This window comes from Minwuia sp. IMCC3060 (assembly GCF_029909435.1).
GTDB lineage: Bacteria > Pseudomonadota > Alphaproteobacteria > Minwuiales > Minwuiaceae > Minwuia.
The window spans coordinates 1,638,752-1,662,409 of sequence record NZ_CP123782.1 but is presented as its reverse complement, the minus strand read 5'-3'; the positions used below and the strand labels follow the sequence as shown (position 1 = coordinate 1,662,409).

Here is a 23,658-nt window from a genome sequence, read left to right as displayed (position 1 = left end):
TGCATCAGGATGCCCGACTGTCACTAACTCGGGGACACGAGTGAGGTGACTGGCCGTCGAGTCGCGGGCGGTCTGATGCGGGACTGCTTTGCCATGAACCATGTCGACGCGCCCATGGCGCGCAGAATTCTGCTGCAACGACAGCAACTTGCCGACAACCCGAGGACAGCGATTGACCGGGATGGGCTGCTCGGCCTGATCGAACGACTGGGGTTCGTACAGGTCGACAGCATCTCCACGGTCGAACGCGCGCACCACATGATCCTGTTCGCGCGCAACAATACCTATCGCCCGGAAATGCTGCAGCGGATGCTGGAGCGTGATCGCAGCCTGTTCGAGAACTGGACGCATGACGCTTCCGTCATTCCCTCACGTTTCTTCCCCTACTGGCGGCGGCGGTTCCTGCGGGACGGGCCTGCCATCCTGGGCCGCTGGCGCAAGTGGCGGGAGGAGGGTTTCGAGCAGCAGTTTGACGATGTGCTGCGTCATGTGCGGGACAACGGCCCGGTGAAGGCACGCGACATGGCTCCCGGGGGCCGCCCCGCCGGTGGCTGGTGGGACTGGCACCCGTCAAAGACCGCGCTGGAGTTCCATTGGCGCACGGGTGCCCTGTCGGTCTGCCACAGGGAGGGTTTCGAGAAGGTCTATGACCTGACCGAACGGGTCATGCAGGCAGAACACCTCTCCGACCCGCCGGAGGAGGAGGCCTTCATCGACTGGGCCTGCCGCTCGGCGCTGCGCAGGCTCGGGATCGCCACCACGGGCGAGATCGCCGGGTTCTGGGGCATCATTTCCCCGGCGGAGGCCAGGCGCTGGAGCGAAAGTGCGACGGGTGCCGAATTTCCCCGGGTGACAGTGGGCAGCGTGCTGGATCAGCGCCCCCGAACGGCGCTGGCCGATCCCGCCGTGCTTGACCAGAAGCCCGATGACATTGCCCTGCCACCGCGCCTGCGGGTGCTGAGCCCGTTCGACCCTCTGATCCGCGACCGGAAGCGGTGCCAGCGGCTGTTCGGATTCGACTACCGCATCGAGATCTTCACACCGGCCGAGAAGCGTCAGTACGGATATTACGTCTTCCCGCTGCTGGAGGGAGACCGGCTGGTCGGCCGGATCGACATGAAGCGGCAGGCCGACGCGGACGCTCTGGTGGTCCGCAAGCTCTGGTGGGAACCGGGCGTCCGTGCCTCCGCCCAGCGTGACGCACGGCTGGAGGCGGAACTGGAACGTATCCGTCGCTTCGTGAAGGCTGGCTCCGTCCGCTACGCCGATGACTGGCGGACTTGACGCGGCGGCCGGTTGCCAACATATAGCGGCTCAGGTCTCCGGCACCTGCCGCCCGTTTGCGAAAGCATTGGTGAAGCCGGACATTGGAACGTCTGCCATTCAGCACACCCTGAACGGTGGCAATACGGGCTCCCACTCCTTCGATAGAACAGGTGTGCGTGATCGGAGACGAACCATGTCTGAGAAGCTTCAGACCCACGCCGACAATCTGAAACAGCAGGCCAGACGCCTGCGCACCACACTGGCCGGTTCCGGTCAGGCCATCAGCCATGCCCAGGCGCTGGAGGCCGTCGCGAAGCAGCACGGTTTCCGTGACTGGAACACGGCGGCGGCCCATGTGCCGACGCGCGCCCCGCGTCCGAACATCCTGCGTCTGATGCCGGGGGATCGCGTCACGGGCGAGTACCTGGGCCAGCCGTTCCGGGGCGAAGTGCGTTCCGTGAACGTGATCTCGAAGGACCGCCTGACCCGGATCAGCGTCGAATTCGACGAAGCCGTCGATGTCGTGTCCTTCGAGAGCTTCTCGTCCTGGCGGAAGCGGGTCACGAGCCAGATCGGGCCGGACGGGGTCTCCCCCCAGAAACGCTCCGACGGGACACCGCACATGCGGATTGGCCTTGAGGGGTCATTCTGAGTGGATCAGCCGACCCGGACCCCTGCCCCGCCATCGACGGGCAGGATCGCGCCAGTGATGAACCGGGCCTCGTCTGAGGCCAGAAACAGCACCGCGTGGGCAGTGTCCCACGCGGTGCCCATCTGACCCAGCAGGGGAACCTGCCGGTTCCTCTCCTGCCGTACGGTCTCGGTATCCAGTCCACGGGCCGCGGCACCGCCACTGACCGCCATTGGCGTATCCATCAGGCCGGGGGCAATGGCGTTGCAGCGCACGCCATACTTGGCATTTCCGATGGCGACCGAGGTTGTCAGCCGGTTCATTGCGGCCTTCGACATCTCGTAGGCGACCATGTTGCTGCCGCCGAAGGAGGCGAGCGAGGAGATGTTGATGATGCAGCCGCTGCCCTGGTTGCGCATCTCCGGAATGGTGGCGCGGATCATGCGCCAGGCCCCCTTCGTGTTCACGTCGAAGATGCGTTCCACCGCCTCCTCCGACGCCCGGTGGGCCGGGCCGTCACCGCCACCGCCAATGCCGACATTGTTGACCAGAATGTCGATACGGCCCTCCGCGCCCATGGTCTGCTGCACCAGACCGACACAGTCGAAGGTCTGGGTGACATCACAGCGCACGGCTGAGGCATGTCCACCCTCGGCTCCGATCATGGCGACGGTTTCCTCTGCCCTTTCCGGATCACGGTCGGCTGCAACCACGCGCGCGCCGGCACGCGCGAACAGCAGTGCCATGGCGCGTCCATTGCCCGTGGTCTCCCCGGGCGTCTGACCGGCACCGCAGATCAGGGCAACCTTGCCCTCCAGCCGCCCCGCTACACTCATCGTTTCAGGTCCGGATCCAGTTCGAGTCCTTCATCAAGCTGAACCCCGAACGTATTGAGAATCATGGAAACCTGCGTGTACTGACCAACGCTGAAGACAATATCCATGCGCTGCTTGTCGGTCAGGCCCGACAGCGCGTTCCATGTGGCTTCGCTGATGAAGTGGTCGGTCACCAGTTCGTCGGTCGCCTGCAGCATGGCACGGTCGAGATCGCTCCATTCCGGATCTTCCGGACCCCGCTTGATGCGGGCAATCTCGGCGTCCGTCAGTCCGCAATCCTTCCCGATGACGACATGCTGCGCCCACTCGTAGCCGGACTTGCACATGAAGCCCGTGCGCAGGATCACCAGTTCCCGGTCACGCGGGGAAAGGTCGTTGCGTGACGAGAGCACATATCCGCCCCAGAGGTTGAAACGCTTCAGCGCCTTCGGTGCCCGCGCGAGCGTGCGGAAGATGTTGAGCACCCAGCCTTCGCGGATGAAGTAGTCCAGCGCATCGCGCTGTTCCTCGGTGAATTCATTGTCCTGCAGCGGTGCGAAACGCGGCTTCTGAAGTCTCATGGCTCTCTCCCCCAATGTTCACCGCATGACAGCAGGGCAAAGGCGAGCGGTCCAGTGCCAGCTTCGGCATGGGGATCATTCGGGGCCGAAATCAGGCGCCCAGCGAGGGCGCGCGACGCATGTAGACCCCCGCGATCTTCCAGACGCCGTCTTCCTGGCGTTCCATGATGTAGGTGCCGATGGTCGAATCGCCCCCGGTGCCGAGAAACCAGACCTCCTGTACCAGCCGCTCGCCATCGCGTTTCAGTTCCCTGAATTCCACGGCCCTTGGCCGGTAGACATCGGGGTAGCCGGTTCGAACCATGGTCATGAAATTGTCGGCCGTGCCGAACTTGGAACGGATGACCGGCGCGGCGAAGGAGAAGGCACGCTCCCCGTCATCAGCCCGAAACGCCTCGATCTGCTGGTTGATCACGTCGCGGATGGACTCCGCATCGGCGTCGGCATGTGCCTGCATGGGAAGCACCGTGGCCAGCAGCATCACGATCGATAGAGCCAGAGCGCGCATGTCATCCTCCTCCACGAAGCCCTGAATGATAGACGTTCAGGGGCGAAGGGCGGATCACATTTTCCGGGCTGACCGGTCGCGGCGCAGGGATCAGCTGGCGGACGCCAGGTTCGCCTTCGCGTCCTGCAGCAGGGCAACCAGGCGATCCTGATCATCCTTGGCCATGCCGCTGGTCAGCTGGCGATGCACCTCCTTGCCGCGTTCCTGCATCTCCCGGATCAGCGGTTTCACATGCTCCGTCAGATAGACGCGCTTCGCACGGCGGTCGGTCGCGTCGGGACGGCGCTCCACCCAGCCCTTGGCCTCCAGACGGTCCAGCAGACCGCCCAGCGCCACCTTGCCGATATCCAGCACATCCGCCAGCTCGGTCTGATTGTGTCCGTCGTAGCGGATCAGGAAGACCAGTACCCACCACTGCGAGCGGGTGAGGTTCAGGTCCCGTACCTTGCGGTCGTACTCGCGCGTCATCAGGCGCGCGACATCGCTGATCAGGAACTCCAGGTTCCGGCCGAGTGGGGGCTCATCCGCCATGAGCGATCAGGTCCGATTCTGAAAAGTATGCATTGCTGACAATACGCAATACAGATCAGTTCAGGTCCTGTCGCCGCGACCTCACGCCGCCATGTTGAGCAGGGTCATGACATCATCCAGCCCGTTCACCTTGCGCGGGTTGGTATGCAGCCACCGGTCATGCAGGCTGTTCTTCGCCACGACATCGAACTGGTCCGGCCCGACGCCGACCGCCGACAGGCTGCGTGGCAGGCCCAGTCCGTCGATCAGTTCATGCAGCACATCACCCGCCTCCGCGCCGGGCTGCCCAAGTGCTTCGGCGATGATCTTCTGGCGTTCCCGGTTGGTGTCCTCCTCCGCGTTCCAGCGCAGGACCGTGGGCAGCATGATGCAGCTGGTATAGCCGTGCGGCACGTCGCAGGTGCCGCCCAGGATATGGCCGATTGCATGGCTGGCCCCCATGGGCACGCCCGCCGTCACGGCCGTCATCGAAAGCCAGGCCCCCTGCAGGCAATCCAGCCGCCCCTCCATGTCCGACGGATCGGCCTTCACGCGCGCCAGCCCGGAAGACAGCAGCCGCAGGGCATGCAGCGACGCGCCGTCGCAAAAGGCATTGGTCTGCGGGCTGCAGATGGCCTCCACCGCATGATCGACCGCGCGGATGCCCGTGGAGAGCCAGACCCATTCGGGCGTGTGGACGGTCGGCGCCGGGTCCAGGATGACGGACAACGGCACAAGCGAGGGATGGCGGTATCCCTGCTTCACCTTGATGCGCGGGTCCGTGCAGCCGCCCAGCGGGTTGAACTCGCCACCGGAAAGTGTCGTCGGCACCGTGATCTGGCGGACTGTCGCGGGGCGCAGGTCCGGCATCGTCACCTTGCCGTCGTCGGTCGTGCCGATGCAGTAGTCGTCCAGTTCGGCCATGTCGGTGACGCCATGTTCCAGGCAGACCTGCATCACCTTGCCCGCATCGGTGACGGAGCCACCGCCGAAGGTCACCAGCAGGTCGGCACCGGCGTCGCGCGCGGCATTCGCGGCTTCCACCACCTTGTCGCGCGGCGTATGGGGTGGAATACCGGCAAAGCGTCCGGCGTAGCGATCACCGAGTGCAGCGGCGACCCGGTCCACCTCATCGGTCGTGTCGTTCATGGTCTTGCCGACCAGCAGGAAGACCTTCTTCTTGTCCAGCCGCAGCGCCTCCGCCTTCACCGCATCCGCTGCTGCCTGGCCGAAGATGACCTGTTCCATTTCCGAAAACCGGATCACACCACCGCGCATCTGCACCCCTCCCCGGGTCCATGTTTCAATCTGGGCGGCAGTTTGCACAGGGAACAGCGCAACAGCCAGCCCCTACCGGACGGCGGCAGGGAACATTTCCCTTCTCATCCAGGGCAATCACCGCCATATCGGGGCCATGACAAGCTCCACACGCCAACCGATGTTCAATGCGCCGCCATGGTCACTGCGACTGGCGGGGCTGTTGCTGCTGATCCACCTCGCCTTCTTCCTGATGCCGGATGACATGGCGAACGATGTCGGCTCCCTGCTGGTCTTCGTGCCCTCGTTCCTGGATGCCGGCGCGCCCTATTACTGGACCCTGCTGACCTACGCGCTCATCCATGCGGATGTGATTCACGTCGGATTCAATGCCGCCCTGCTGCTGGCGCTGGGCAGCTACGTGGAGCGCGCGGTGGGCGGCGCACTGTTCCTGCTGATCTTCAGCCTCTGTGCCATTGGTGGCGCGCTCGCGTTCTGGGTGCTGAACGGCAATGGCGTGATGCTGGGCGCATCAGGTGGTGTCGATGGTCTGATGGGGACCGCCGCCGTGCTGCTCTACCGGAACCGGGACGTCGATCCGCGGGCGCGGATGATGATGGTCATGGTCTGCATCGTTGTGGTCATGAACCTGCTGATGGCCTTCTCCGGCGGAACCGGCGTGGCGTGGGAGGCTCATCTGGGCGGTTTGTTCTGCGGGCTGCTCTATGGCTACGCGGTGCAGAACCGCGCGCCGAAGGGCATCATCAGGCGCTGAGTCTCCGCACCACCGGTCAGACCAGCATCACCACCAGTTCCCGACGGGCATGATCAGGCTGAGGGCAATCGTCTCCGAACCCGGATTCTGTGTGCCGAGCCCGGCATTGGAGATGTGGTTCAGGCTCAGCCCGAGCCGCGTGCCGCCGTCAAAACGCCAGGCGAACTCGATCTGGGAACGGAACTGCAGCAGGTAACCGAGGTCCTTGCTGTCGCCCTTCATGTAGATGCCCGGCGCGAAGCTCGGCGTGATGACGAAGTTGTCGGACGGGAACCAGTCGATCAGCACACCGGCATAGACGTGCGCTGCGGAACGGTCATTGACCATGAAGCCGCCGAAAGGCTTGAGAATGCTCAATCCCTTGTCATGGCGATACTCCATCCGGGCCTCCAGCCCCTCGTCCTCGCGCTGGATCGCATCGAAGAAACCGATGGAGAGGCTGTAGAGAGGTCCATCCTCGGATGGATCAGCTGCATTTGCAGGACCGGCGAAAAGCGCGACAATCAGCGCGAATGCAACCGACCGAAGCAGTTGAATGCCAGACATGATGATTCCCCTCGTCCACAACGCGTCCGCTGCAAGTCGTAAGGGCAAAGGATGGTTCGCGCAATCCTGGCGACGGTGCCCGGGTCCGGTGGCCGTGATGATGGCAACGCTGATTGCCGGACTGATTGTCCCGCCTGCCGCTCTCGCCGCATCACCGCAGTCCCTGCCGGCAGGCGAACCCGGTATGGTGGTGGAGGTCGTCGATGGCGACACGGTCGTGCTCGACACGGGGGTGGAGGTCCGCATGGTCGGCATCCAGGCGCCAAAGCTGCCGCTTGGCCGCAGGGGCTTCCAGAGCTGGCCGCTGGCCGAGGACGCGAAGGTCACGCTGGAATCGCTGGTGGCGAACCGACGTTTCACACCGCATTTCGGTGGTCGGCAGATGGACCGCCACGGCCGCGCCCTGGCGCATCTGGTCTCGGAGGGTGGCATCTGGCTGCAGGGAGAGATGCTGCGGCTCGGCTTTGCAAGGGTCTACTCCTTCCCTGACAACACGGCTCTGGTGGAGGAGATGCTGGCGCTGGAACAGTCCGCCCGCGCCGCCCGCTTCGGCATCTGGAGCCATCCCTTCTATGCCTTGCGCGAGGCCGATCCGGCGCAGCTTTCCGGCCTCGTCGGCACCTTTCAGCTTGTAGAGGGACGCGTCCTGGACGCGGCGGAGGTGCGCGGCACTGTCTATCTGAACCATGGAAAGGACTGGCGCACCGACTACACGACCATGATTGACCGCCGGTCCATGAAGGCGTTCCGCGCCGCCGGTCTGGACCCGGCAACCTGGTCCGGAACAAAGGTGCGTGTGCGTGGCTGGCTCCGGTCCCGCAACGGACCTATGATAGAGGCAACACATCCGCAGCAGATCGAGCTGCTGGATGAAGCAGTTGAAACCGAACGAGAGTAGTTGCGTGAGAATGCGTATCTGGAAGCCCCTTGCGACATGGCTGCCGATGGCGGTCATGGTCCTCACCGCCGCCTGCACTACAGTCACCAATCCCGCCACCGGCGAAAGCGAACTGACAACCGTCTCGCCCGCGCAGGAGCGTGCGATCGGGGCGCAGGAACACCCCAAGGTCGTCGCCGAATTCGGCGGTGAATATGGCGATGCCCAGTTGAAGGAATACGTCAATTCAATCGGACAACGTCTTGCGAAGAATGCTGAACTTCCTGCTGACACATTCACCTTCACCCTGCTTGATTCACCTGTCGTGAACGCATTCGCGCTGCCGGGTGGCTATGTCTATGTCACCCGTGGCCTGCTGACCCTGCTGAGTGATGAATCGGAACTCGCCGGTGTCATGGGGCACGAAATCGGACATGTCACGGCCCGGCATGGTGCCCGGCGCCAGACCCGGGGAACCATTGCCAATATCCTGGCCGCCGGCGTCGGCATCCTGACCGGAAACCGGCAGGTGGCGCAGCTTGGGCAGGTGGCCGCGCAGGGCTTCATGGCCAGCTACAGCCGCGACAACGAGCGGGAGGCAGACCAGCTTGGTGTCCGCTATCTCGGCCGCACCGGCTACAACACCCTCGGCATGGCGCATTCGCTGGAGGCGATCGGTCGCCACAGTGACCTGCTGGCGAAGGTCAGCGGAGCCGAGGCGCAGGGTTTCAACTTCTTCCAGACCCACCCGCAGACGCCGGAACGCGTCGCCAACACCGTGCAGCTTGCGAAGGTCGGCCCGACGGTCCAGAATCCCGTTACCGGACGCGACCAGTATCTGAACGCCATTTCCGGCATGATCTACGGGGACAGCCCCGCGCAGGGCTTTGCACGCGGCACCCGTTTCGTGCATCCCAACATGCGGTTCGCCTTCGACGTGCCCGACGGTTTCAAGCTGGACAATCTGCCCAACGCCGTCCTGGCTGCCGGTCCTGACGGCACCCGGATCGCCTTTGACCGGGAGACCGATCGCAACGCCGTCGCCCAGTATCGGGACATGGCCGACTACATCAGCCGCAAGTGGGCGCGCGGTGCGCGGGGACGTGATCTGCGCAGCACACGGATCGGCGGGTTCCCGGCCGCCACTGCGACGGTCTTCATGACCGCGCAGAACGGCCAGCAGTTCGAGGCGAAGATCGCCGCGATCCGCTTCTCCGACAGCCAGATCTTCCGCTTTCTGATGGCAGCCCCGACACGGGTTGCCGGGCGCTACGCCAGGGCTTTCGACGATGCGATCCAGAGCTTCCGCTCCCTGAGCCCGAAGCAGGCCGCCGAGTACAGGCCGCTCCGCGTCTATGCCTATACCGTGCGGCGCGGAGACACGGTTTCGGAACTGGCGTCGCGCATGAACATCGACCGCTTCGACGAGGAACGCTTCCGCGCCATCAATGCGCTCGGCCCCGATGAAGGGCTGCAGGCGGGTCAGCGGATCAAGATCATCCGCGAATAGTCACGCAGGCCTGCTTCCGGGCTGATCCGCACGGCAGCCATGTGCTTGACCGGACTGGCCACGCGCCACATGTGAGGCGCTGGCTCAGTCGTCCTGCTGGCTGGTGCCATCCCTCCTGCCCGCCCGCCCCCGGAAGGAAGCTCCATGACCGATATTGCCGCCCGACCGGGCAAGATCGAGGCAACGGCGATGATGATCGCCCTGCTCGCGGCGCTGATGGCACTCGGTCAGTTCGCGACCAATGTCTACCTGCCTTCCCTGCCGACAATCCGGGACCAGTTCGCCTCCAACGACACCATGGCCCAGCTCACCCTGACCGCGTACCTGATCGGGTTTGCGGTCATGCAGCTTTTCTACGGGCCAGTTTCAGATCGGTTTGGCCGTCGCCCGCTGCTGATCTACGGCACCGTCGTCTTCACGCTGGGCTGCCTGGTCTGCGTGCTCGCACCCAGCATGGAGATCCTGATCGCCGGGCGGGTGACGCAGGCGGTTGGCGCTGCCGCCAGCCTGGTGGTGGCGCGAGCGGTTGTGCGTGACAGTTTCGACGGCGACCAGTTGCAGCGTGTCATGGCGCTGGTCAGCATGTTCTTCGCCCTGGTCCCCGGCATGTCGCCCTTCATCGGTGGCCTGATCGAGGAATATGCCGGCTGGCGCTGGATATTCGTCCTGACCGGCATCGCCGGGGGCATCGTGCTCGTATGGATGATGCGCCGCATCCCCGAGACCCTGAAGACGCCCATGCCGCGCCTCGATCTGGCGTCCGTGTTCGTGGGCTACGGCGTGGTGCTGCGTTCCGCCCATTTCCGGCGCTACGCCCTTGCCAATGCCTTCATCTTCGGGGCCATGTTCGCCTTCTTCGGTGGCTCCCCGAAGCTGTATATCGAGATCCTGGGCGTGACACCGAAGGAGTTCGGCTTCTATCCGCCGCTGGCCTCCGTCGGATTCGTCATCGGAGGCATCACGGTCAGCAAGCTGACCGGGCGCGTCAGCAGTGTCACGATCTGCAATCTGGGACTTGCGGTCCTGATCATCGGCACTGCGATCAGCGTCGTGCTGCCCCTGGCCGGGATCGTTCACAAGCATGGCTTCAACCTTGCCATCGTGATCTTCGTTTCCGGTCTCGGCATCTTCCTGCCAACCGCCATGGCCAATGCCCTGCAGTCCTTCCCCGAACGCGCCGGTACGGCATCCGCGATGATGGGTTTCCTGCAGATGGCAGGCGCCGCCGCGGGCAGCGCGCTGGTGGGCCTGTATCAGGAGCAGGCGCCGATCCTGACCTATCCGGTGGTTATGCTGGCCATGACCCTCGCCGCCACCTTCGTGTTCGTCGTCGAGGGTCGACGGCGCGCGCCGACAGGCTGAGGAGAAGGCCCCGGAGTCCGTCGGCTCAACCACCTGTCACGCCTTCGTCCGGACCTCCTGCTGATCCATCCACTGGATCATGTCCTCGATGGCAACAACCGGCATGTCGTGGCGACGGGCGAACTCGGTGATCTCCGGCAGGCGCGCCATGCTGCCGTCCGGATTGGCCAGTTCGCACAGCACCGCGGCGGGCTTGAACCCTGCCAGTTCCGCCAGATCGACGGAGGCTTCCGTGTGACCACGCCGGACGCGGACGCCCCCGTCGGCGGCACGCAGCGGAAAGACATGGCCCGGGCTGGCAAGGTCGGCCGCCCGCGCCTGCGGGGCAATCGCAGCCCGCACGGTGGTGACACGGTCGGCCGCCGAGACACCGGTCGTCACCCCCTCCTTCGCCTCGATGGAGACCGTGAAGGCCGTCCCCATGCGGGAGGTGTTGCGCGTCACCATGGGGGCCAGCCCCAGATGGTCGATCAGATGCCCGCGCATCGGCAGGCAGACGATGCCGCTGCATTCGCGGATCAGCATGGCCATCTGGCGTTCGCTGACCGTCTCCGCCACGAAGACCAGGTCGCCCTCGTTCTCCCGATCCTCGTCGTCGACGATCAGGATGCCGCGCCCCTGCCCCAGCGCCGCAATGGCCGCATCGACGCGCGCGACGGCGGTCCCGAACTGATCCAGCAATGATTGATAACCCAGTGTCTGCACGTTGCCCTCCTCCAGGCGTGACGGCCGGACTCAGGGCAACAGGTCGCGCGGATGCCGCACCCACAACGGGACACGCACACCACCCGGCGACGCACGGTCGATGGTCAGGCACGCGGGCGCGCCTATCCCTCCGACACATGCTGGCTGCATCTCTCCCATCCGGACTGTTACCGTCGGCCCCGGAATCACACCGGGTCTGCTGACCCCGGACCCCGACCGCAGAAGACTGCGGTCCCTGTCCGGGCGCTCGCGGGCTTTGCACCGGTCCATCGCTGGACCCGGCACTTACCGCCGGTCGGGATTTTCACCCTGCCCTGAGATCAAGCCAAATTTTCGACTCACTGCTCCCCCGAAGGAGAACACCCGAACGCTATCAGGCACCGCAGCCCGGTCAATAGGGCACCATGCAAGCCTGTCATGCCGCCGCGATCTCCTGGATGATGCGGATGGTCTCCTCCGGTTGGTCGAGCAGGACGTGGTGATAGGCGTCGGGCATCTCGATGAAGCTGGTACCTGCGGGCGCGACGGAGCGCATGTAGGACATGGTGTCCGGCGTGCACAGCGCGCTGAGCGTGCCCCAGACGACATGCAGCGGCACGGTCAGGCGCGGAAAGCGGTCGCGCTGGTCCTGCCAGTAGCTGTCACCGAAGGCCGGATGCCCGAAAATGTTGGTCCGGGCCTTCCATATCCAGCCGCGCGCGGTCTCCATGATGCCGGTGTCGGCGATGTAGTTCACCGCCCAGGCGTTCACCACAGGCTGTTCCGGGATCAGGCGGAACCGTTCCAGCGCGATCTCCCGCTTCGGATAGCGGCGCGGGGCGATCTTCGGCGGCGCCGGACGTGCCCCGGCGATCTCCGGCGGCGGATAGATCGGTGAATCCATCATCACCAGGGCCCGGATCAGCTCCGGCCGGGTCTCAGCCAGGAACATGGACATGCCGCCACCGAAGCTGTGACCGATCAGCAGTGGCGGGGCATCGAAACCGGCGTCGGCAATGACACTTGCGATGTCCTGGGCAAAGCCTTCCGGCGTTGCGTTGCGCCGCTCCTCCGAATCTCCCATTCCGGCGAAATCCATGGCGGCAACGCGATGGGTCTCCGCGAGGGCCGGGGCGATGAAGTCCCACCAGCCGGAATGCGCCGCATTGCCGTGGCAGAGGACAATGCCCGGTGCCCCTGCCGCGCCGCGCAGCCTGTAATGGATATTCGCGCCGCCGCTTTCGACGAACCGCTGCTCCCATGGGCTATCCACGGCCGCACGAAACCAGTCCGGCGCGGTGTCTCGCCAGTTGCTCATTCTGTCCCTCCCCAAAGGCGCAAGCGCATCCTGGGCGGAATCATAGGCAGGAAAGCGTCAGGCGCCCAAGCGTTTCGGGCGGGGTGCAGGGTCAAGCCCGATGCAGATCAGGCGGCGGCCTGCCGGTTGCGGTTGTTCACGTAGCGTGTCGTGGTCTCGTGCAGCCTCTCCACCAGAATCAGGGAAAGGTTGTGCAGGATGCGCGCTGCGACGGCGGGCATCCTGTCCATCGCCTTCTGCATGGTGTCCTGTGTCAGGATCAGCAGTTCCGACGGTTCGGTCGCGATGACATCGGCGGTCCGGGGGGCCGCGTTCAGATAGGCCATCTCGCCGAAGATCGCGCCGCGACCGAAGGAGGCCAGACGACGTGTGCCGTCGCGCACCTCGACCGCGCCCGAGAGCAGCACATAGAGTTCGTTGCCGACATCGCCCTTGGCAACGATCTTCTGGTCCTCGGCACAGCCCACGACCGTCGCCAGCTTCAGGAAGCTGCAGGCATCACGATATTCCAGCCCGACCAGCAGCGGCACGCCATGATGCGGCACCTGGTTGAGCTTCCGTGTCAGCATGGCCCAGAACGCTTCCTCGTCCATCGCCGCCGGATGGGCGCTGTCGACAGCCTCCGGGAACCTGCGACGGAACCAGCTCACCGCGTCGGCATCATGGTCAAGGGTCCGGGCGATGGACTGATAGGGCGACCTGACCTGTGCCATGTGGCTCAGGTCGCCTGTGGGCAGCACCATGGGTGTCCGCATGCCGCCCGATTCATCCTCGAAACTGCTGCCCAGGCGGCGATAGCCAAGGCGCTCCAGCAATGCGATTTCGGAGGCACTGGCATGGGTGAAATCGAAGACGCTCTTCTTCGCCGTGGCGATCTTGTAGGCGGCGGACATCAGCAGACGCGTCATGCGGCTGTCGGGAACCTCCGGATCGACGACCAGATGTTCGGTCAGGGAGACCGTCGGATTGACGAGTGCCGAGAATTCCCCCATCGGCAGACGTTCTCGCGCCAGGGACGGCATGTCGGCCAGCGGTCCGGCGATGACCCGAACGGCGGCGGCAGTGCGCCCGGAGTGGGTCAGATAGATGTGCAGCGCCCCCCGGTCGTTGGGGTCATCCACCCGCTTCGCCCCCCGGTCGGCAAAGGCAACGTTGCGCCCCATGCCATCGACCAGCACGCGGTAGCGCAATTCCTGAATGTCCCGGACTTCTTCCGCAGTGCGGGCGATCAGGACCTGAAGCTCTGAGGAACTGGACATGGCAGCAGCCTGACACAGAGCAGTTGAGAAGCGGTTAAGGCCATGCATGATCATGGCCGGACACGACACCAGGCACGGTGGCGTGCACGACCGGGGGAACAAGGGAATGCTTGAGCAGGGACTGGCAGCAATTGCGGCAGCACTGGCTGCGGGGGAGACGACGTCGGCCGAACTGGTGGAAACCGGCCTCGATGCGGCCCGCCGCGATCAGGGTCCGACCGCCATCATGACCCTGCATGCGGAGCGTGCGCAGGCAGAGGCGGCGGCCATCGACGCGATGCGCAAGGCGGGTCGGGAGGTGCGTCCCCTCGCGGGTATTCCCTTCACCATCAAGGATCTGTTCAACGAAGAGGGACATGTCACCACCGCAGGCTCCAGGGCGCTGAGCGACACCGCCCCTGCCGCTGCCGATGCGCCGACGGTCGCCCGACTGCGGCGCGCCGGACTGGTGATCATCGGTCGGACCGTGATGACGGAGTTCGCCTATTCAGGCCTGGGCCTGAACCCGCACTATGGAACGCCCCTGTCGCCCTGGGACCGGCAGACAGGCCGGATTCCCGGCGGCTCCACATCCGGTGGCGCGGTCAGTGTCGCGGACGGCATGGCTGCGGCGACGCTGGGCACGGATACCGGCGGTTCCTGCCGCATCCCCGCTGCCTTCTGCGGAGTGACCGGTTTCAAGCCGACGCAGGCACGGGTGCCGCTGACCGGCGCCACACCGCTTTCGCACTCCCTGGACTCCATTGGTCCGCTGGCGCGGAACGTCAATTGTTGCGCGACGCTGGACGACATCCTGGCCGGAGGCGCTGGCAAGCCGGAACTGGCACGCGACCCGCGCAGCATGACGTTCCTGGCCCCCACCAACTACGTGCTCGACGGCATGGACGATACCGTGGCCGCGGCGATGGATGGCGCGCGGCGACGGCTGACCGAAGCTGGCGCGCGCATCATCGACATGCACCTGCCGGAACTCGATGAACTGCCCGGACTCAACGCCGCCGGCGGATTCGCGGCGGCTGACTCCTTCGCCTGGCACCGGAGTCTGATCGAACGGCGTGGCGAAACCTATGACCCGAGGGTCATCGGACGCATCCAGCGCGGTGCCGCGATCAGTGCCGCCGACTACATCGACCTGATGCATGCGCGGCAGGCGATGATGCAGTCCGTGGCGCTGGCCATGCGCGGCTGCGATGCCATCCTGACACCCACGGTACCGATCATCGCCCCGCCCCTGAGCACGTTCGACGGGGACGATGATGCCTATACGACGCTGAACCTGCTTTGCCTGCGAAACCCGAGTGTCGGCAACTTCCTGAACTGCCCTTCAATCAGCCTGCCCTGCCACCGGGAGGGGGAGGCTCCGGTCGGTCTCATGCTGACAGGCATGCACAATCACGACCGGGTCCTGTTTCAGATCGCTGCGGGGGTGGAGGCGGTGCTGCGCGACTGATCCTGCTCCGCACGGCACCCCAGTCCGTTCATGGTATCCCGCAGGGCATCTTCCAGCGGGGTATGGGGCTCCGCGCCGATCAGTTCGCGCAGCCGCGTGTTGTCCAGCGCAATGGAATTCTGCCAGAGATAGCGCATCTCCCGCAGTTCAAGACACAGTGGCACCACCGGAGCAAGCGCGGAAATGAGCCACCAGGGCAGCGGTTTCACCTTCGCGCCGGGAACGCTGCCCGCCTCGGCCACGGCGCGTGCAAAGTCGCTCCCATCGTCGAACCAGTGTCCGGCCATGTGGACCACCTCCATGTCCCGCAACCGTTCCTCTGCCTGCAGCAGACGCAGAACGGTCTCCGCGAAGTCGGGCAGATAGGCCCAGGCGTGACCGGCACCGGCAGTACCGGGATCGCGGACGACCCTGGGGGGCTTGCCCGGCCGGACCATGCCGTTCGACAGCCAGGATGCCGGGGCATGTGGCCCGAAGAAGTCACCGGCACGCAGCACCAGTGCCCGCATACCCTGGTGGCAGGCATCGTCGAGCATCTGCTCCATCTGCCTGCGCACCGCGCCTTTCACGCTGACCGGGTTCTGCGGCGCGTCTTCCCGCAGCACGGGAAATGCATCCGGTCCGAAGTTGTAGATGTTGCCCGGCAGGATCAGGCGCGCACCGACTGCCTGGGCGGCGGCAATGCTGTTCTGCAGCATCTGCGGCGCCGTCTTCGCCCAGTTGCGGTAACCGGGGGGATTGGCACCGTGGAAGATCACGTGAACACCCTGCGCGGCCCGCAGGACATCTGCAGCCTGCATCGCATCGCCCTGAACCCAGCGGATCGCAGAAGTGGCCGGGCGGTCATCGACATGTCTGCGGGTCAGTCCGGTGACCTGCCATCCCTGACCTATGCAGGCTGCAGCCACCGCCGCGCCCGAGCCACCCGTGGCACCGATGATGAGTATGTGTCGGGTCATGAGTCTGGTTTCCCTCTCTTCGCTTCAACCGATGCATGAGAGATGGCGCATCACGCTCCATAAGATAATTGCCTAAAAACACATCTTATCCATACAATATTGTATGGAATTCACCTGGGACACATGCCGCAGCTTTCTCGCCGTCCTGCGCACGGGATCCCTGTCTGCTGCGGCACGGCAGCTTGGCCTGACCCAGCCGACGATCGGACGCCATGTTGACCAGTTGGAGCAGGCCACCGGTGCCGCACTGTTCACCCGGGCGCGGAACGGGCTGACGCCGACAGCGACCGCACTGGCGCTGCGGGCCCATGCCGAGGCCATGGAAGCCGCGGCGGCGGCCATGATCCGCGCCAGCAGTGGCGCGGCCGGTGAAGCCAGGGGCACGGTACGCCTGACGGTGAGCCAGTTCGTCGGGTCGGAAGTCATGCCGCCGATGCTTGCCCGCTTCAGGGACAGTCACCCGGAGATCGATATCGAACTGGTGCTGTCCGATTCGCCCCTGAACCTGCTGACGCGGGAAGCGGATATCGCAATCCGCATGGCACGGCCAAGCCAGACGGGTCTGGTGGCGCGCATGCTCGGATCGGTCGAGGTCGGCCTGTTCGCCCATCGGGACTACCTCGACAGGTTCGGCACGCCGACCAGCTTCGGGGCGCTGAAACAGCACCGGGTGATCGGGTATGACACCACGCCTTACCTGGAACGCGCCATGCGCCACATGGGCCTGGAGGTGGAGCGCGACGACTTCGCGATTCGCGTGGACACCGAATCCGTACAGGTCGCGCTGATACGCTCGGGATTCGGCATTGGCGGCTGCCAGGTCCCGCTGGCCGCGCAGGACCCGGGTCTGGTACGGGTGTTGCCCGACGTGCTGAACTTCCGGCTGGAGGTCTGGCGGGCGATGCATGGGGACATGCGTGACAGCCTGCCGGTGAGGCTGATGGCGGCCCATCTGGACCGGGAATTCAGGGCCTATCTGAGAGGCGCGACACCCCCCGAAACAGGGGTCGGAAACAGGGCGTGAAGCGAGGGTTTCCGCGGGCTTGAGGCCCCTTCCGGATTATGCGACATATCGCCCCTGTGGTGCCGCGTGACTCGGGACTAAGGTCCGGCCCGGCTATAGTTTGCCGTGCTTTTTTGCTGGCTGTCGAACCGCTTGGGGTGGTGCGCAGCCGGTCTGGGATACCGGAAGGGTCGGGGTCCCAATGCCAAATGGATTGAGGGAGCGAAACGCGTGAAACGTTTCTTTCTGACGATGGTGGGTCTGTTCGCGATGACGGGACAGGCCATGGCCGAGATGGGCAAGGCAGCGCCGTGGCAGCTGAACCTGCAGGAAGCCGCATCGCCGCTGATGCACAGCGTGCATGATTTCCACGACATCCTGCTGGTGGTGATCACGCTGATCACCCTGTTCGTGCTGGCGTTGCTGATCTGGGTGATGGTGCGCTTCAACGAGAAGGCGAACCCGGTGCCGTCGAAGACGTCGCACAACACGCTGATCGAAGTCGTCTGGACCGTCGTGCCGGTGCTGATCCTGGTGATCATCGCCATCCCGTCGTTCCAGCTGCTCTACCAGTCCGATGATGTGGCCGAGTCGGAAATGACGCTGAAGGTGACCGGGTACCAGTGGTACTGGGGGTACGAATATCCCGACCATGGCGACATCAGCTTCGAGGCCTACATGAAGGCCGACGACGAACTGCTGCCCGGTGAGCCGCGCCTGCTGACAACCGATACGGCGGTCGTGATTCCGGTGAAGACCAACATCCAGGTCCTCGTGACCTCTGCCGATGTCGGTCATTCATGGGCGCTTCCCGCCAACGGTCACAAGACCGACGCATGGCCTGGCCGCATCAACCACCTGCCCCTTTATATCGAGGAGCCGGGGATGTACTACGGCCAGTGCTCCGAACTCTGCGGTCGCAACCACGGCTTCATGCCGATCATGGTCAAGGCCGTGACCAAGGAAGAATTCGACGCCTGGGTGCAGACCCAGCAGGCGAGCATGGGCATCACGGACAAGTCCGTTGATGTCGCTCATGTCACCACAGACTGATCCGCCGCGAACGGATACCTAGTTAGAGAAAGGGCCGAAAGATGAGCTACATCGGCAAATCCGTCGACAGCCACGGCAATCCGCGCGGTTGGAAGCGGTTCGTCTATTCCACCAACCACAAGGACATCGGCACGATGTACCTGATCTTCGCGATCATCGCGGGGATCATCGGTGGTGGCATGTCCATGGCCATGCGCATGGAACTGCAGGAGCCCGGCAACGGTATCCTTGGTGGTGACCACCACCTGTTCAACGTCCTGATCACGGCCCATGGCCTGATCATGATCTTCTTCATGGTCATGCCGGCGCTGATCGGCGGCTTCGGCAACTGGTTCGTGCCGCTGATGATCGGGGCGCCGGACATGGCCTTCCCGCGCATGAACAACATTTCCTTCTGGCTGCTGCCGGTCGCCCTGGCGTTGCTGGTCATTTCCACCTTCGTGCCGGGTTCGGCGAGTGGTGACGGTGTCGGCGCGGGCTGGGTGATATATCCACCCTTGAGTTCGGGCCTGGGACACCCCGGCCCGGCGATGGATTTTGCCATCCTGGCGCTGCATGTCGCCGGTGCCTCCTCCATCCTGGGTGCGATCAACTTCATCACGACCATCTTCAACATGCGCGCGCCGGGCATGACCCTGCACCGGATGCCGCTGTTCGCCTGGTCGGTGCTGATCACCGCGTTCCTGCTGCTGCTGTCCCTGCCGGTTCTGGCCGGTGCCATCACGATGCTGCTGACCGACCGCAACTTCGGTACCGGCTTCTTCGTGGCGGAGATGGGCGGTGACCCGATCCTGTTCCAGCATCTGTTCTGGTTCTTCGGCCATCCCGAGGTCTACATCCTGATCCTGCCGGGCTTCGGCATCATCAGCCACATCGTCTCGACCTTCTCCAAGAAGCCTGTCTTCGGCTATCTCGGCATGGCCTATGCCATGCTCGCCATCGGCGTGGTCGGGTTCGTCGTCTGGGCGCATCACATGTACACGGTCGGTCTGGACGTGGACACGCGGGCCTACTTCACCGCGGCGACCATGGTCATCGCCGTGCCGACGGGTGTGAAGATCTTCAGCTGGATCGCCACCATGTGGGGCGGTTCCATCTCCTTCCGCACGCCCATGGTCTGGGCCATCGGCTTCATCTTCCTGTTCACGCTTGGCGGTGTGACGGGTGTGGTGCTGGCCAATGCCGGCATCGACAATGCGATGCATGACACCTACTACGTGGTCGCCCACTTCCATTACGTGCTGTCCATGGGTGCCGTGTTCGCGATCTTCGCCGCCTGGTACTACTGGTTCCCGAAGATGACCGGCTACATGTACTCGGAATTCTGGGGCAAGGCCCACTTCTGGGTGACCTTCGTCGGCGTGAACATCCTGTTCTTCCCGCAGCATTTCCTTGGTCTGGCCGGCATGCCGCGCCGTATCCCGGACTATCCGGATGCCTATGCCGGCTGGAACGAGATTTCCTCCTACGGTTCCTATATCGCCGGTGTCGGTGTGCTGGTGTTCCTGTTCGGTGTTGTGGAGGCCTTCATGGCCAAGCGCAAGGTCGGCAACAACCCGTGGGGCGAAGGCGCAACGACTCTGGAGTGGACGCTTCCCTCCCCGCCGCCGTTCCATCAGTACGAGGATCTGCCCGTGGTGCGTGAGCGCCAGCAGGGCTGATCGAACCCCACCAACCGACCAGCTATTGGTAGAGCATGATGAGCGACATCACCTATTCATCCGATGAAGGCAGCCTCGCTGCCTCGCGGCAGGCCAGTGCGGGCGACTATTTCGCCCTGCTGAAGCCGCGGGTGATGTCGCTCGTGCTCTTCACCGGCCTGATCGGTGTGGTGGTGGCGCCGGGCGACATCCATCCGGCAATGGCGGTCATCGCGCTGATCTGCATCGCTGTCGGTGCGGGCGCGTCGGGTGCCATGAACATGTGGTTCGATGCGGACATCGACGCCGTCATGGAGCGGACGCAGCAGCGCCCGATCCCTGAAGGCCGCATCATGCCGCAGGAGGCACTGACGTTCGGCCTGTTCCTGTCCGCGGCCTCCGTCTTCACGATGGGTCTGCTGGTCAATCTGGCCGCTGCGGGCCTGCTTGCCTTCACGATCTTCTTCTATGTCGTCATATACACCATGTGGCTGAAGCGGCTGACGGTGCAGAACATAGTGATCGGTGGTGCCGCCGGCGCATTTCCGCCGGTCATCGGCTGGGCGGCTGTCACCGGCGGCCTCGAACTGCCCGCATGGACCATGTTCCTGCTGATCTTCCTGTGGACGCCGCCGCACTTCTGGGCGCTGGCCCTGTTCCGCAGCGGTGACTATGCCAAGGCCGGGGTGCCCATGCTGCCGGTCGTCCGGGGGGAGAAATCCACCCGTCGCCAGATCGTCGGCTACAGCTTCCTGATGCTCGCCGCCTCCTTCGCGCCGCTGTTCCTGGGTGTCGGCGGCATGGCCTATCTGGTCGGCGCCGCCCTTCTGGGCGCCGCGTTCCTGTTCATTGCCTTCATGCTGCTGCGGGAGCAGGAGGGAACCTATCGCTGGGCGGGACGCCTGTTCGGCTTCTCCATCTTCTACCTGTTCGCGCTGTTCTCACTGCTGCCGTTCGGCCCTGTCCTGATGCAGGCGGGATGAGCGGCATGGCCCTGACCCCTGAAGACGAGAAGCGCCGCCATGGTCGCAATCGCGCCATTGCCCTGGCACTGGCCGCATTCGTCATTCTCATCTTTGTCGGTTCCGTCGTGAAGATGACCAACGGCGTCATCCCGCAGTTGAACGTGGAGATCGGTCGATGAGCGAGCAGGTCACGCGCAACGGCCGGAACAATTGCAAGCTGCTGCTCGCCTGCGCCGGCATGGCCGGCCTGATGCTCGGCGCATCCTATGCGTCGGTCCCCCTGTATGACCTGTTCTGCCGCGTGACCGGATATGGCGGTACCACGCAGGAAGCGGATGTCGGTGCGGACCACCTGGGCAAGCGCATGGTCACCGTGCAGTTCGATGCCAATGTGGCGCGCGGCATGCCCTGGGACTTCAGGCCCGTTCAGCGCGAGCTGAAGCTGCGCACCGGCGAGACCGCCATCGCCTATTACCGTGCGACCAACAACACGGACCGCACCGTGATCGGCACGGCGACTTTCAACGTGACACCGCTGAAGGTCGGGTACTATTTCAACAAGATCGACTGCTTCTGCTTCACCGAACAGGTGCTGGCACCGGGGCAGTCCGTCGACATGCCGGTCCAGTTCTTCGTGGATCCGGAAATGGAAGACGACAGCAACGCGGATGAGGTGAAACTGATCACCCTGTCCTACACATTCTTCGAGCGGCCGCCTGAGCAGGCCGAATCGTCAACGATCCAGGTGAGTGCCGTTCAGGAATGAATGGCGAGGGTTAGGGAGCTGGAAAATGGCAGACGCACACGCCAAGAATCATGACTACCATCTGGTAGATCCAAGTCCGTGGCCGGTTGTGGGGTCGATCTCGGCCTTCATCATGGCCGTCGGTGCCGTCACGTCCATGCACGCGGCAGAGGGCGAGGGGATGGTCGAGGGGATCGTCTTCTGGGTCGGCCTGCTCGGCGTGCTCTACACCATGTTCGCGTGGTGGAAGGACGTGATTTCGGAGGCGGAACACAAGGGCGATCACACGCCGGTCGTGCAGCTGCATCACCGCTACGGCATGGTGCTGTTCATCGCGTCGGAGGTCATGTTCTTCGTCGCCTGGTTCTGGGCCTTCTTCAACGCCAGCCTGTTTCCGACAGACGCCATGGGCGGTCACTGGCCGCCGGAGGGGATCGAGGTCTTTGATCCCTGGCACCTGCCGTTCCTGAACACGGTCATCCTGCTGCTGTCCGGCACCACCGTGACCTGGGCGCATCACGCCCTTGTCTCCGGCGACCGCAAGGGGCTGGTGAACGGCCTGATCTGCACCGTGATCCTGGGTGCCCTCTTCAGCTGCGTGCAGGCCTACGAATATGCGCATGCGCCGTTCAGCTTCACCGGCGGCATCTATGGCTCGACCTTCTACATGGCGACCGGTTTCCACGGTTTCCACGTGCTTGTCGGGACGATCTTCCTGCTGATCTGCCTGATCCGGGCCATGCGCGGGCACTTCAAGACCGACCACCACTTCGGTTTCGAGGCGGCGGCCTGGTACTGGCATTTCGTTGATGCGGTCTGGCTGTTCCTGTTCTTCGCCATCTACTGGTGGGGCGGTTCAGGTGGCGTGGTCTACCACGGCTGATCCGTCATTCTTCTGACGATCAAGGGGGCCGCGTCGACGAAACCGTCGGCGCGGCCCCTTGCCTTTCTGAGCCTTTCCAGACGCCCACCCCAAACCCAGTCCAGCAATCCGAACAGGTCCGGCCATGAATGAATCCTATGTCTCCCCCTTTCGCGCAGGACTGACCGCCCGTTGCCCGCGATGCGGCGAAGGAAAGCTGTTCAGCGGTTACCTGGAGGTTGCCGACGCCTGCGACGTCTGCGAACTGGACTATTCCCACGTGAACTCCGGTGATGGCCCCGCCGTCTTCATCATCCTGATCATGGGCGCGGTCACCGTCACCCTCGCCCTGCTGGTGGAGGTCTGGTTCACGCCGCCGCTCTGGCTTCATGTGGTACTTTGGGGGCCATTCATCCTTGGTGGGTCACTGGCACTGCTGCGTCCCTTCAAGGCAACAATGATCGCGCTGCAGTTCAAGTACGCGGCATCGCAGGATGTCGATGTCGATTAGCCGCCGCCTCGGCGGACTGCCGCTCGTCAGCGTGATCCTGACCATCGCCGCGATCCTTGCCACATCCCTGTTCACCCTGCCGCCGCTGATCGATTACTGGGTCAGTCTGAGCCATGCCGGTTCGCCCGTGCAGGCACTGGTGCTCGACTGGCCGCGCCTCGGGCTGCTGACACTCGTCCCGGTCATGGCGGTCGGATTGCTGTCCTTCGTGCTGCTGACCGGTACGGAGGTCGACCGATGGCTCTATGCCTGTGTCAGTACATCCGTGCTGTCGGTCCTGTTCACCGGGCTGCAACTGGTGCGCCACGGGGAGAGCATGTTCGTCCACTCCGGTATCGCGACACAGCTTGTCTTTCAGGCGGAGGGCTGGCACGGCCTGGGTGTCCTGCTGGCGCTGCCCCTGGGTATCCTGACATCCCTGCTTGGCGTGCCGCGGTTCGCTGCCGCGCCCGGTAGCCGCATCGCCGCCTGGGTGCTGACGTGCTACTGGCTGTTTCTCACCATGCTCTGGCTGGCCGTGCTGCTTTCCTGGCGTGACCTGCAGTCCGCCTGACTCCGACACCGCCACACC

26 protein-coding genes and 1 riboswitch are annotated in these 23,658 nt (G+C 64.4%); of the genes, 16 read left to right on the top strand and 10 right to left on the bottom strand.

Translation table 11 applies throughout. The annotated features are described in order from the left end of the window. Positions 1–93: 93 nt before the first annotated feature. Positions 94–1,284 carry a crosslink repair DNA glycosylase YcaQ family protein gene (locus QGV54_RS07880; RefSeq protein ID WP_348637715.1) on the top strand — a complete coding sequence of 397 codons (1,191 nt, stop codon included), beginning with the start codon at positions 94–96 and terminating at the stop codon, positions 1,282–1,284. Positions 1,285–1,459: 175 nt separating this feature from the next. Continuing rightward, on the top strand, positions 1,460–1,918 hold the full coding sequence (locus QGV54_RS07875) for a glyoxalase superfamily protein (RefSeq protein ID WP_281017401.1): 459 nt from the start codon (positions 1,460–1,462) through the stop codon (positions 1,916–1,918). Positions 1,919–1,923: 5 nt separating this feature from the next. Here the strand turns inward: QGV54_RS07875 and QGV54_RS07870 are convergent, their stop codons facing one another. From QGV54_RS07870 to QGV54_RS07850, 5 genes are all read right to left on the bottom strand, one after another. After that, entirely contained in the window at positions 1,924–2,733 is an 810-nt protein-coding gene (locus QGV54_RS07870) for an SDR family oxidoreductase (RefSeq protein ID WP_281017402.1), read from the bottom strand. Further along, complete coding sequence (locus QGV54_RS07865) at positions 2,730–3,293, bottom strand: carboxymuconolactone decarboxylase family protein (RefSeq protein WP_281017403.1); 564 nt, start codon at positions 3,291–3,293, stop codon at positions 2,730–2,732. The genes QGV54_RS07870 and QGV54_RS07865 overlap by 4 nt, the downstream gene beginning before the upstream one ends. Before the next feature lie 91 nt (positions 3,294–3,384). Beyond that, entirely contained in the window at positions 3,385–3,801 is a 417-nt protein-coding gene (locus tag QGV54_RS07860) for a DUF4864 domain-containing protein (RefSeq protein ID WP_281017404.1), read from the bottom strand. A gap of 90 nt (positions 3,802–3,891) precedes the next feature. Continuing rightward, a complete protein-coding gene (locus tag QGV54_RS07855) occupies positions 3,892–4,332 on the bottom strand; it encodes a MarR family transcriptional regulator (RefSeq protein ID WP_281017406.1) in 441 nt (146 codons plus the stop codon). Between the two features lie 81 nt (positions 4,333–4,413). Then, positions 4,414–5,589, bottom strand: a complete 1,176-nt coding sequence (locus QGV54_RS07850; protein ID WP_281017407.1) for an iron-containing alcohol dehydrogenase — start codon at positions 5,587–5,589, stop codon at positions 4,414–4,416. A 136-nt stretch (positions 5,590–5,725) separates the two neighbouring features. Between QGV54_RS07850 and QGV54_RS07845 the strand changes: the two genes are divergently transcribed. Continuing rightward, positions 5,726–6,343 (top strand): rhomboid family intramembrane serine protease, encoded by a 618-nt coding sequence (locus QGV54_RS07845; RefSeq protein ID WP_281017408.1) that lies wholly within the window; start codon positions 5,726–5,728, stop codon positions 6,341–6,343. Positions 6,344–6,370: 27 nt separating this feature from the next. On the opposite strand, the gene QGV54_RS07840 is transcribed toward QGV54_RS07845, so the two are convergent. Then, entirely contained in the window at positions 6,371–6,889 is a 519-nt protein-coding gene (locus QGV54_RS07840) for an acyloxyacyl hydrolase (protein WP_281017409.1), read from the bottom strand. Between the two features lie 97 nt (positions 6,890–6,986). Here QGV54_RS07840 and QGV54_RS07835 point away from each other — a divergent pair, with 97 nt between their 5' ends. From QGV54_RS07835 to QGV54_RS07825, 3 genes are all read left to right on the top strand, one after another. Further along, positions 6,987–7,787, top strand: a complete 801-nt coding sequence (locus tag QGV54_RS07835) for a thermonuclease family protein (protein WP_281017410.1) — start codon at positions 6,987–6,989, stop codon at positions 7,785–7,787. A gap of 10 nt (positions 7,788–7,797) precedes the next feature. After that, positions 7,798–9,276, top strand: a complete 1,479-nt coding sequence (locus QGV54_RS07830; protein ID WP_281019878.1) for a M48 family metalloprotease — start codon at positions 7,798–7,800, stop codon at positions 9,274–9,276. Positions 9,277–9,420: 144 nt separating this feature from the next. Next, complete coding sequence (locus QGV54_RS07825; protein WP_281017411.1) at positions 9,421–10,638, top strand: multidrug effflux MFS transporter; 1,218 nt, start codon at positions 9,421–9,423, stop codon at positions 10,636–10,638. Positions 10,639–10,674: 36 nt separating this feature from the next. Here the strand turns inward: QGV54_RS07825 and ribB are convergent, their stop codons facing one another. From ribB to QGV54_RS07810, 3 genes are all read right to left on the bottom strand, one after another. Beyond that, positions 10,675–11,334 (bottom strand): 3,4-dihydroxy-2-butanone-4-phosphate synthase, encoded by a 660-nt coding sequence (gene ribB, locus QGV54_RS07820; protein WP_348637716.1) that lies wholly within the window; start codon positions 11,332–11,334, stop codon positions 10,675–10,677. A gap of 152 nt (positions 11,335–11,486) precedes the next feature. Further along, positions 11,487–11,669: riboswitch (FMN riboswitch) on the bottom strand. Between the two features lie 89 nt (positions 11,670–11,758). Next, a complete protein-coding gene (locus QGV54_RS07815) occupies positions 11,759–12,640 on the bottom strand; it encodes an alpha/beta hydrolase (RefSeq protein ID WP_281017413.1) in 882 nt (293 codons plus the stop codon). A gap of 107 nt (positions 12,641–12,747) precedes the next feature. Continuing rightward, entirely contained in the window at positions 12,748–13,899 is a 1,152-nt protein-coding gene (locus QGV54_RS07810) for a cyclic nucleotide-binding domain-containing protein (protein ID WP_281017414.1), read from the bottom strand. 106 nt (positions 13,900–14,005) lie between these two features. Here QGV54_RS07810 and QGV54_RS07805 point away from each other — a divergent pair, with 106 nt between their 5' ends. Beyond that, positions 14,006–15,349 (top strand): amidase, encoded by a 1,344-nt coding sequence (locus tag QGV54_RS07805; protein WP_281017415.1) that lies wholly within the window; start codon positions 14,006–14,008, stop codon positions 15,347–15,349. Here the strand turns inward: QGV54_RS07805 and QGV54_RS07800 are convergent. Continuing rightward, entirely contained in the window at positions 15,310–16,308 is a 999-nt protein-coding gene (locus QGV54_RS07800; protein ID WP_281017416.1) for an NAD-dependent epimerase/dehydratase family protein, read from the bottom strand. The genes QGV54_RS07805 and QGV54_RS07800 overlap by 40 nt on opposite strands. A gap of 103 nt (positions 16,309–16,411) precedes the next feature. On the opposite strand from QGV54_RS07800, the gene QGV54_RS07795 reads away from it, so the two are divergent. From QGV54_RS07795 to QGV54_RS07755, 9 genes are all read left to right on the top strand, one after another. Further along, positions 16,412–17,332, top strand: coding sequence for a LysR family transcriptional regulator (locus QGV54_RS07795; protein WP_281017417.1), 921 nt, complete (start codon positions 16,412–16,414; stop codon positions 17,330–17,332). Between the two features lie 210 nt (positions 17,333–17,542). Then, positions 17,543–18,364: a cytochrome c oxidase subunit II gene (coxB, locus tag QGV54_RS07790; RefSeq protein ID WP_281017418.1), complete on the top strand. Its 822-nt coding sequence runs from the start codon at positions 17,543–17,545 to the stop codon at positions 18,362–18,364. Positions 18,365–18,405: 41 nt separating this feature from the next. Beyond that, positions 18,406–20,025, top strand: coding sequence for a cytochrome c oxidase subunit I (ctaD, locus tag QGV54_RS07785; RefSeq protein WP_281017419.1), 1,620 nt, complete (start codon positions 18,406–18,408; stop codon positions 20,023–20,025). Positions 20,026–20,063: 38 nt separating this feature from the next. Then, positions 20,064–20,987 carry a heme o synthase gene (locus QGV54_RS07780; RefSeq protein WP_281017420.1) on the top strand — a complete coding sequence of 308 codons (924 nt, stop codon included), beginning with the start codon at positions 20,064–20,066 and terminating at the stop codon, positions 20,985–20,987. A gap of 5 nt (positions 20,988–20,992) precedes the next feature. Further along, a complete protein-coding gene (locus QGV54_RS07775; protein WP_281017421.1) occupies positions 20,993–21,148 on the top strand; it encodes a hypothetical protein in 156 nt (51 codons plus the stop codon). Continuing rightward, on the top strand, positions 21,145–21,735 hold the full coding sequence (locus tag QGV54_RS07770) for a cytochrome c oxidase assembly protein (RefSeq protein ID WP_281017422.1): 591 nt from the start codon (positions 21,145–21,147) through the stop codon (positions 21,733–21,735). Before QGV54_RS07775 ends, QGV54_RS07770 begins: the two co-directional genes overlap by 4 nt. A gap of 25 nt (positions 21,736–21,760) precedes the next feature. Next, positions 21,761–22,597, top strand: coding sequence for a cytochrome c oxidase subunit 3 (locus QGV54_RS07765; protein ID WP_281017423.1), 837 nt, complete (start codon positions 21,761–21,763; stop codon positions 22,595–22,597). A gap of 124 nt (positions 22,598–22,721) precedes the next feature. Further along, the gene (locus tag QGV54_RS07760; RefSeq protein WP_281017424.1) at positions 22,722–23,087 is read left to right on the top strand and encodes a DUF983 domain-containing protein; all 366 of its coding nucleotides are present in this window, start codon (positions 22,722–22,724) and stop codon (positions 23,085–23,087) included. Beyond that, positions 23,071–23,640 carry a hypothetical protein gene (locus QGV54_RS07755; RefSeq protein ID WP_281017426.1) on the top strand — a complete coding sequence of 190 codons (570 nt, stop codon included), beginning with the start codon at positions 23,071–23,073 and terminating at the stop codon, positions 23,638–23,640. The genes QGV54_RS07760 and QGV54_RS07755 overlap by 17 nt, the downstream gene beginning before the upstream one ends. The last annotated feature ends 18 nt before the right edge of the window (positions 23,641–23,658 follow it).

Bases quoted from the DNA above. Each gene is read 5' to 3' on its own strand.
- QGV54_RS07855 (WP_281017406.1), bottom strand. From the start codon at position 4,332: ATGGCGGATGAGCCCCCACTCGGCCGGAACCTGGAGTTCCTGATCAGC.
- QGV54_RS07850 (WP_281017407.1), bottom strand. From the start codon at position 5,589: ATGCGCGGTGGTGTGATCCGGTTTTCGGAAATGGAACAGGTCATCTTC.
- QGV54_RS07865 (WP_281017403.1), bottom strand. From the start codon at position 3,293: ATGAGACTTCAGAAGCCGCGTTTCGCACCGCTGCAGGACAATGAATTC.
- QGV54_RS07770 (WP_281017422.1), top strand. From the start codon at position 21,145: ATGAGCGAGCAGGTCACGCGCAACGGCCGGAACAATTGCAAGCTGCTG.
- QGV54_RS07765 (WP_281017423.1), top strand. From the start codon at position 21,761: ATGGCAGACGCACACGCCAAGAATCATGACTACCATCTGGTAGATCCA.
- QGV54_RS07795 (WP_281017417.1), top strand. From the start codon at position 16,412: ATGGAATTCACCTGGGACACATGCCGCAGCTTTCTCGCCGTCCTGCGC.
- QGV54_RS07870 (WP_281017402.1), bottom strand. From the start codon at position 2,733: ATGAGTGTAGCGGGGCGGCTGGAGGGCAAGGTTGCCCTGATCTGCGGT.
- QGV54_RS07815 (WP_281017413.1), bottom strand. From the start codon at position 12,640: ATGAGCAACTGGCGAGACACCGCGCCGGACTGGTTTCGTGCGGCCGTG.
- QGV54_RS07775 (WP_281017421.1), top strand. From the start codon at position 20,993: ATGGCCCTGACCCCTGAAGACGAGAAGCGCCGCCATGGTCGCAATCGC.
- QGV54_RS07810 (WP_281017414.1), bottom strand. From the start codon at position 13,899: ATGTCCAGTTCCTCAGAGCTTCAGGTCCTGATCGCCCGCACTGCGGAA.
- ctaD (WP_281017419.1), top strand. From the start codon at position 18,406: ATGAGCTACATCGGCAAATCCGTCGACAGCCACGGCAATCCGCGCGGT.
- QGV54_RS07875 (WP_281017401.1), top strand. From the start codon at position 1,460: ATGTCTGAGAAGCTTCAGACCCACGCCGACAATCTGAAACAGCAGGCC.
- QGV54_RS07840 (WP_281017409.1), bottom strand. From the start codon at position 6,889: ATGTCTGGCATTCAACTGCTTCGGTCGGTTGCATTCGCGCTGATTGTC.
- QGV54_RS07825 (WP_281017411.1), top strand. From the start codon at position 9,421: ATGACCGATATTGCCGCCCGACCGGGCAAGATCGAGGCAACGGCGATG.
- QGV54_RS07835 (WP_281017410.1), top strand. From the start codon at position 6,987: ATGATGGCAACGCTGATTGCCGGACTGATTGTCCCGCCTGCCGCTCTC.
- QGV54_RS07830 (WP_281019878.1), top strand. From the start codon at position 7,798: ATGCGTATCTGGAAGCCCCTTGCGACATGGCTGCCGATGGCGGTCATG.
- QGV54_RS07755 (WP_281017426.1), top strand. From the start codon at position 23,071: ATGTCGATGTCGATTAGCCGCCGCCTCGGCGGACTGCCGCTCGTCAGC.
- QGV54_RS07860 (WP_281017404.1), bottom strand. From the start codon at position 3,801: ATGCGCGCTCTGGCTCTATCGATCGTGATGCTGCTGGCCACGGTGCTT.
- QGV54_RS07880 (WP_348637715.1), top strand. From the start codon at position 94: ATGAACCATGTCGACGCGCCCATGGCGCGCAGAATTCTGCTGCAACGA.
- QGV54_RS07845 (WP_281017408.1), top strand. From the start codon at position 5,726: ATGACAAGCTCCACACGCCAACCGATGTTCAATGCGCCGCCATGGTCA.
- QGV54_RS07780 (WP_281017420.1), top strand. From the start codon at position 20,064: ATGAGCGACATCACCTATTCATCCGATGAAGGCAGCCTCGCTGCCTCG.
- QGV54_RS07760 (WP_281017424.1), top strand. From the start codon at position 22,722: ATGAATGAATCCTATGTCTCCCCCTTTCGCGCAGGACTGACCGCCCGT.
- QGV54_RS07800 (WP_281017416.1), bottom strand. From the start codon at position 16,308: ATGACCCGACACATACTCATCATCGGTGCCACGGGTGGCTCGGGCGCG.
- QGV54_RS07805 (WP_281017415.1), top strand. From the start codon at position 14,006: ATGCTTGAGCAGGGACTGGCAGCAATTGCGGCAGCACTGGCTGCGGGG.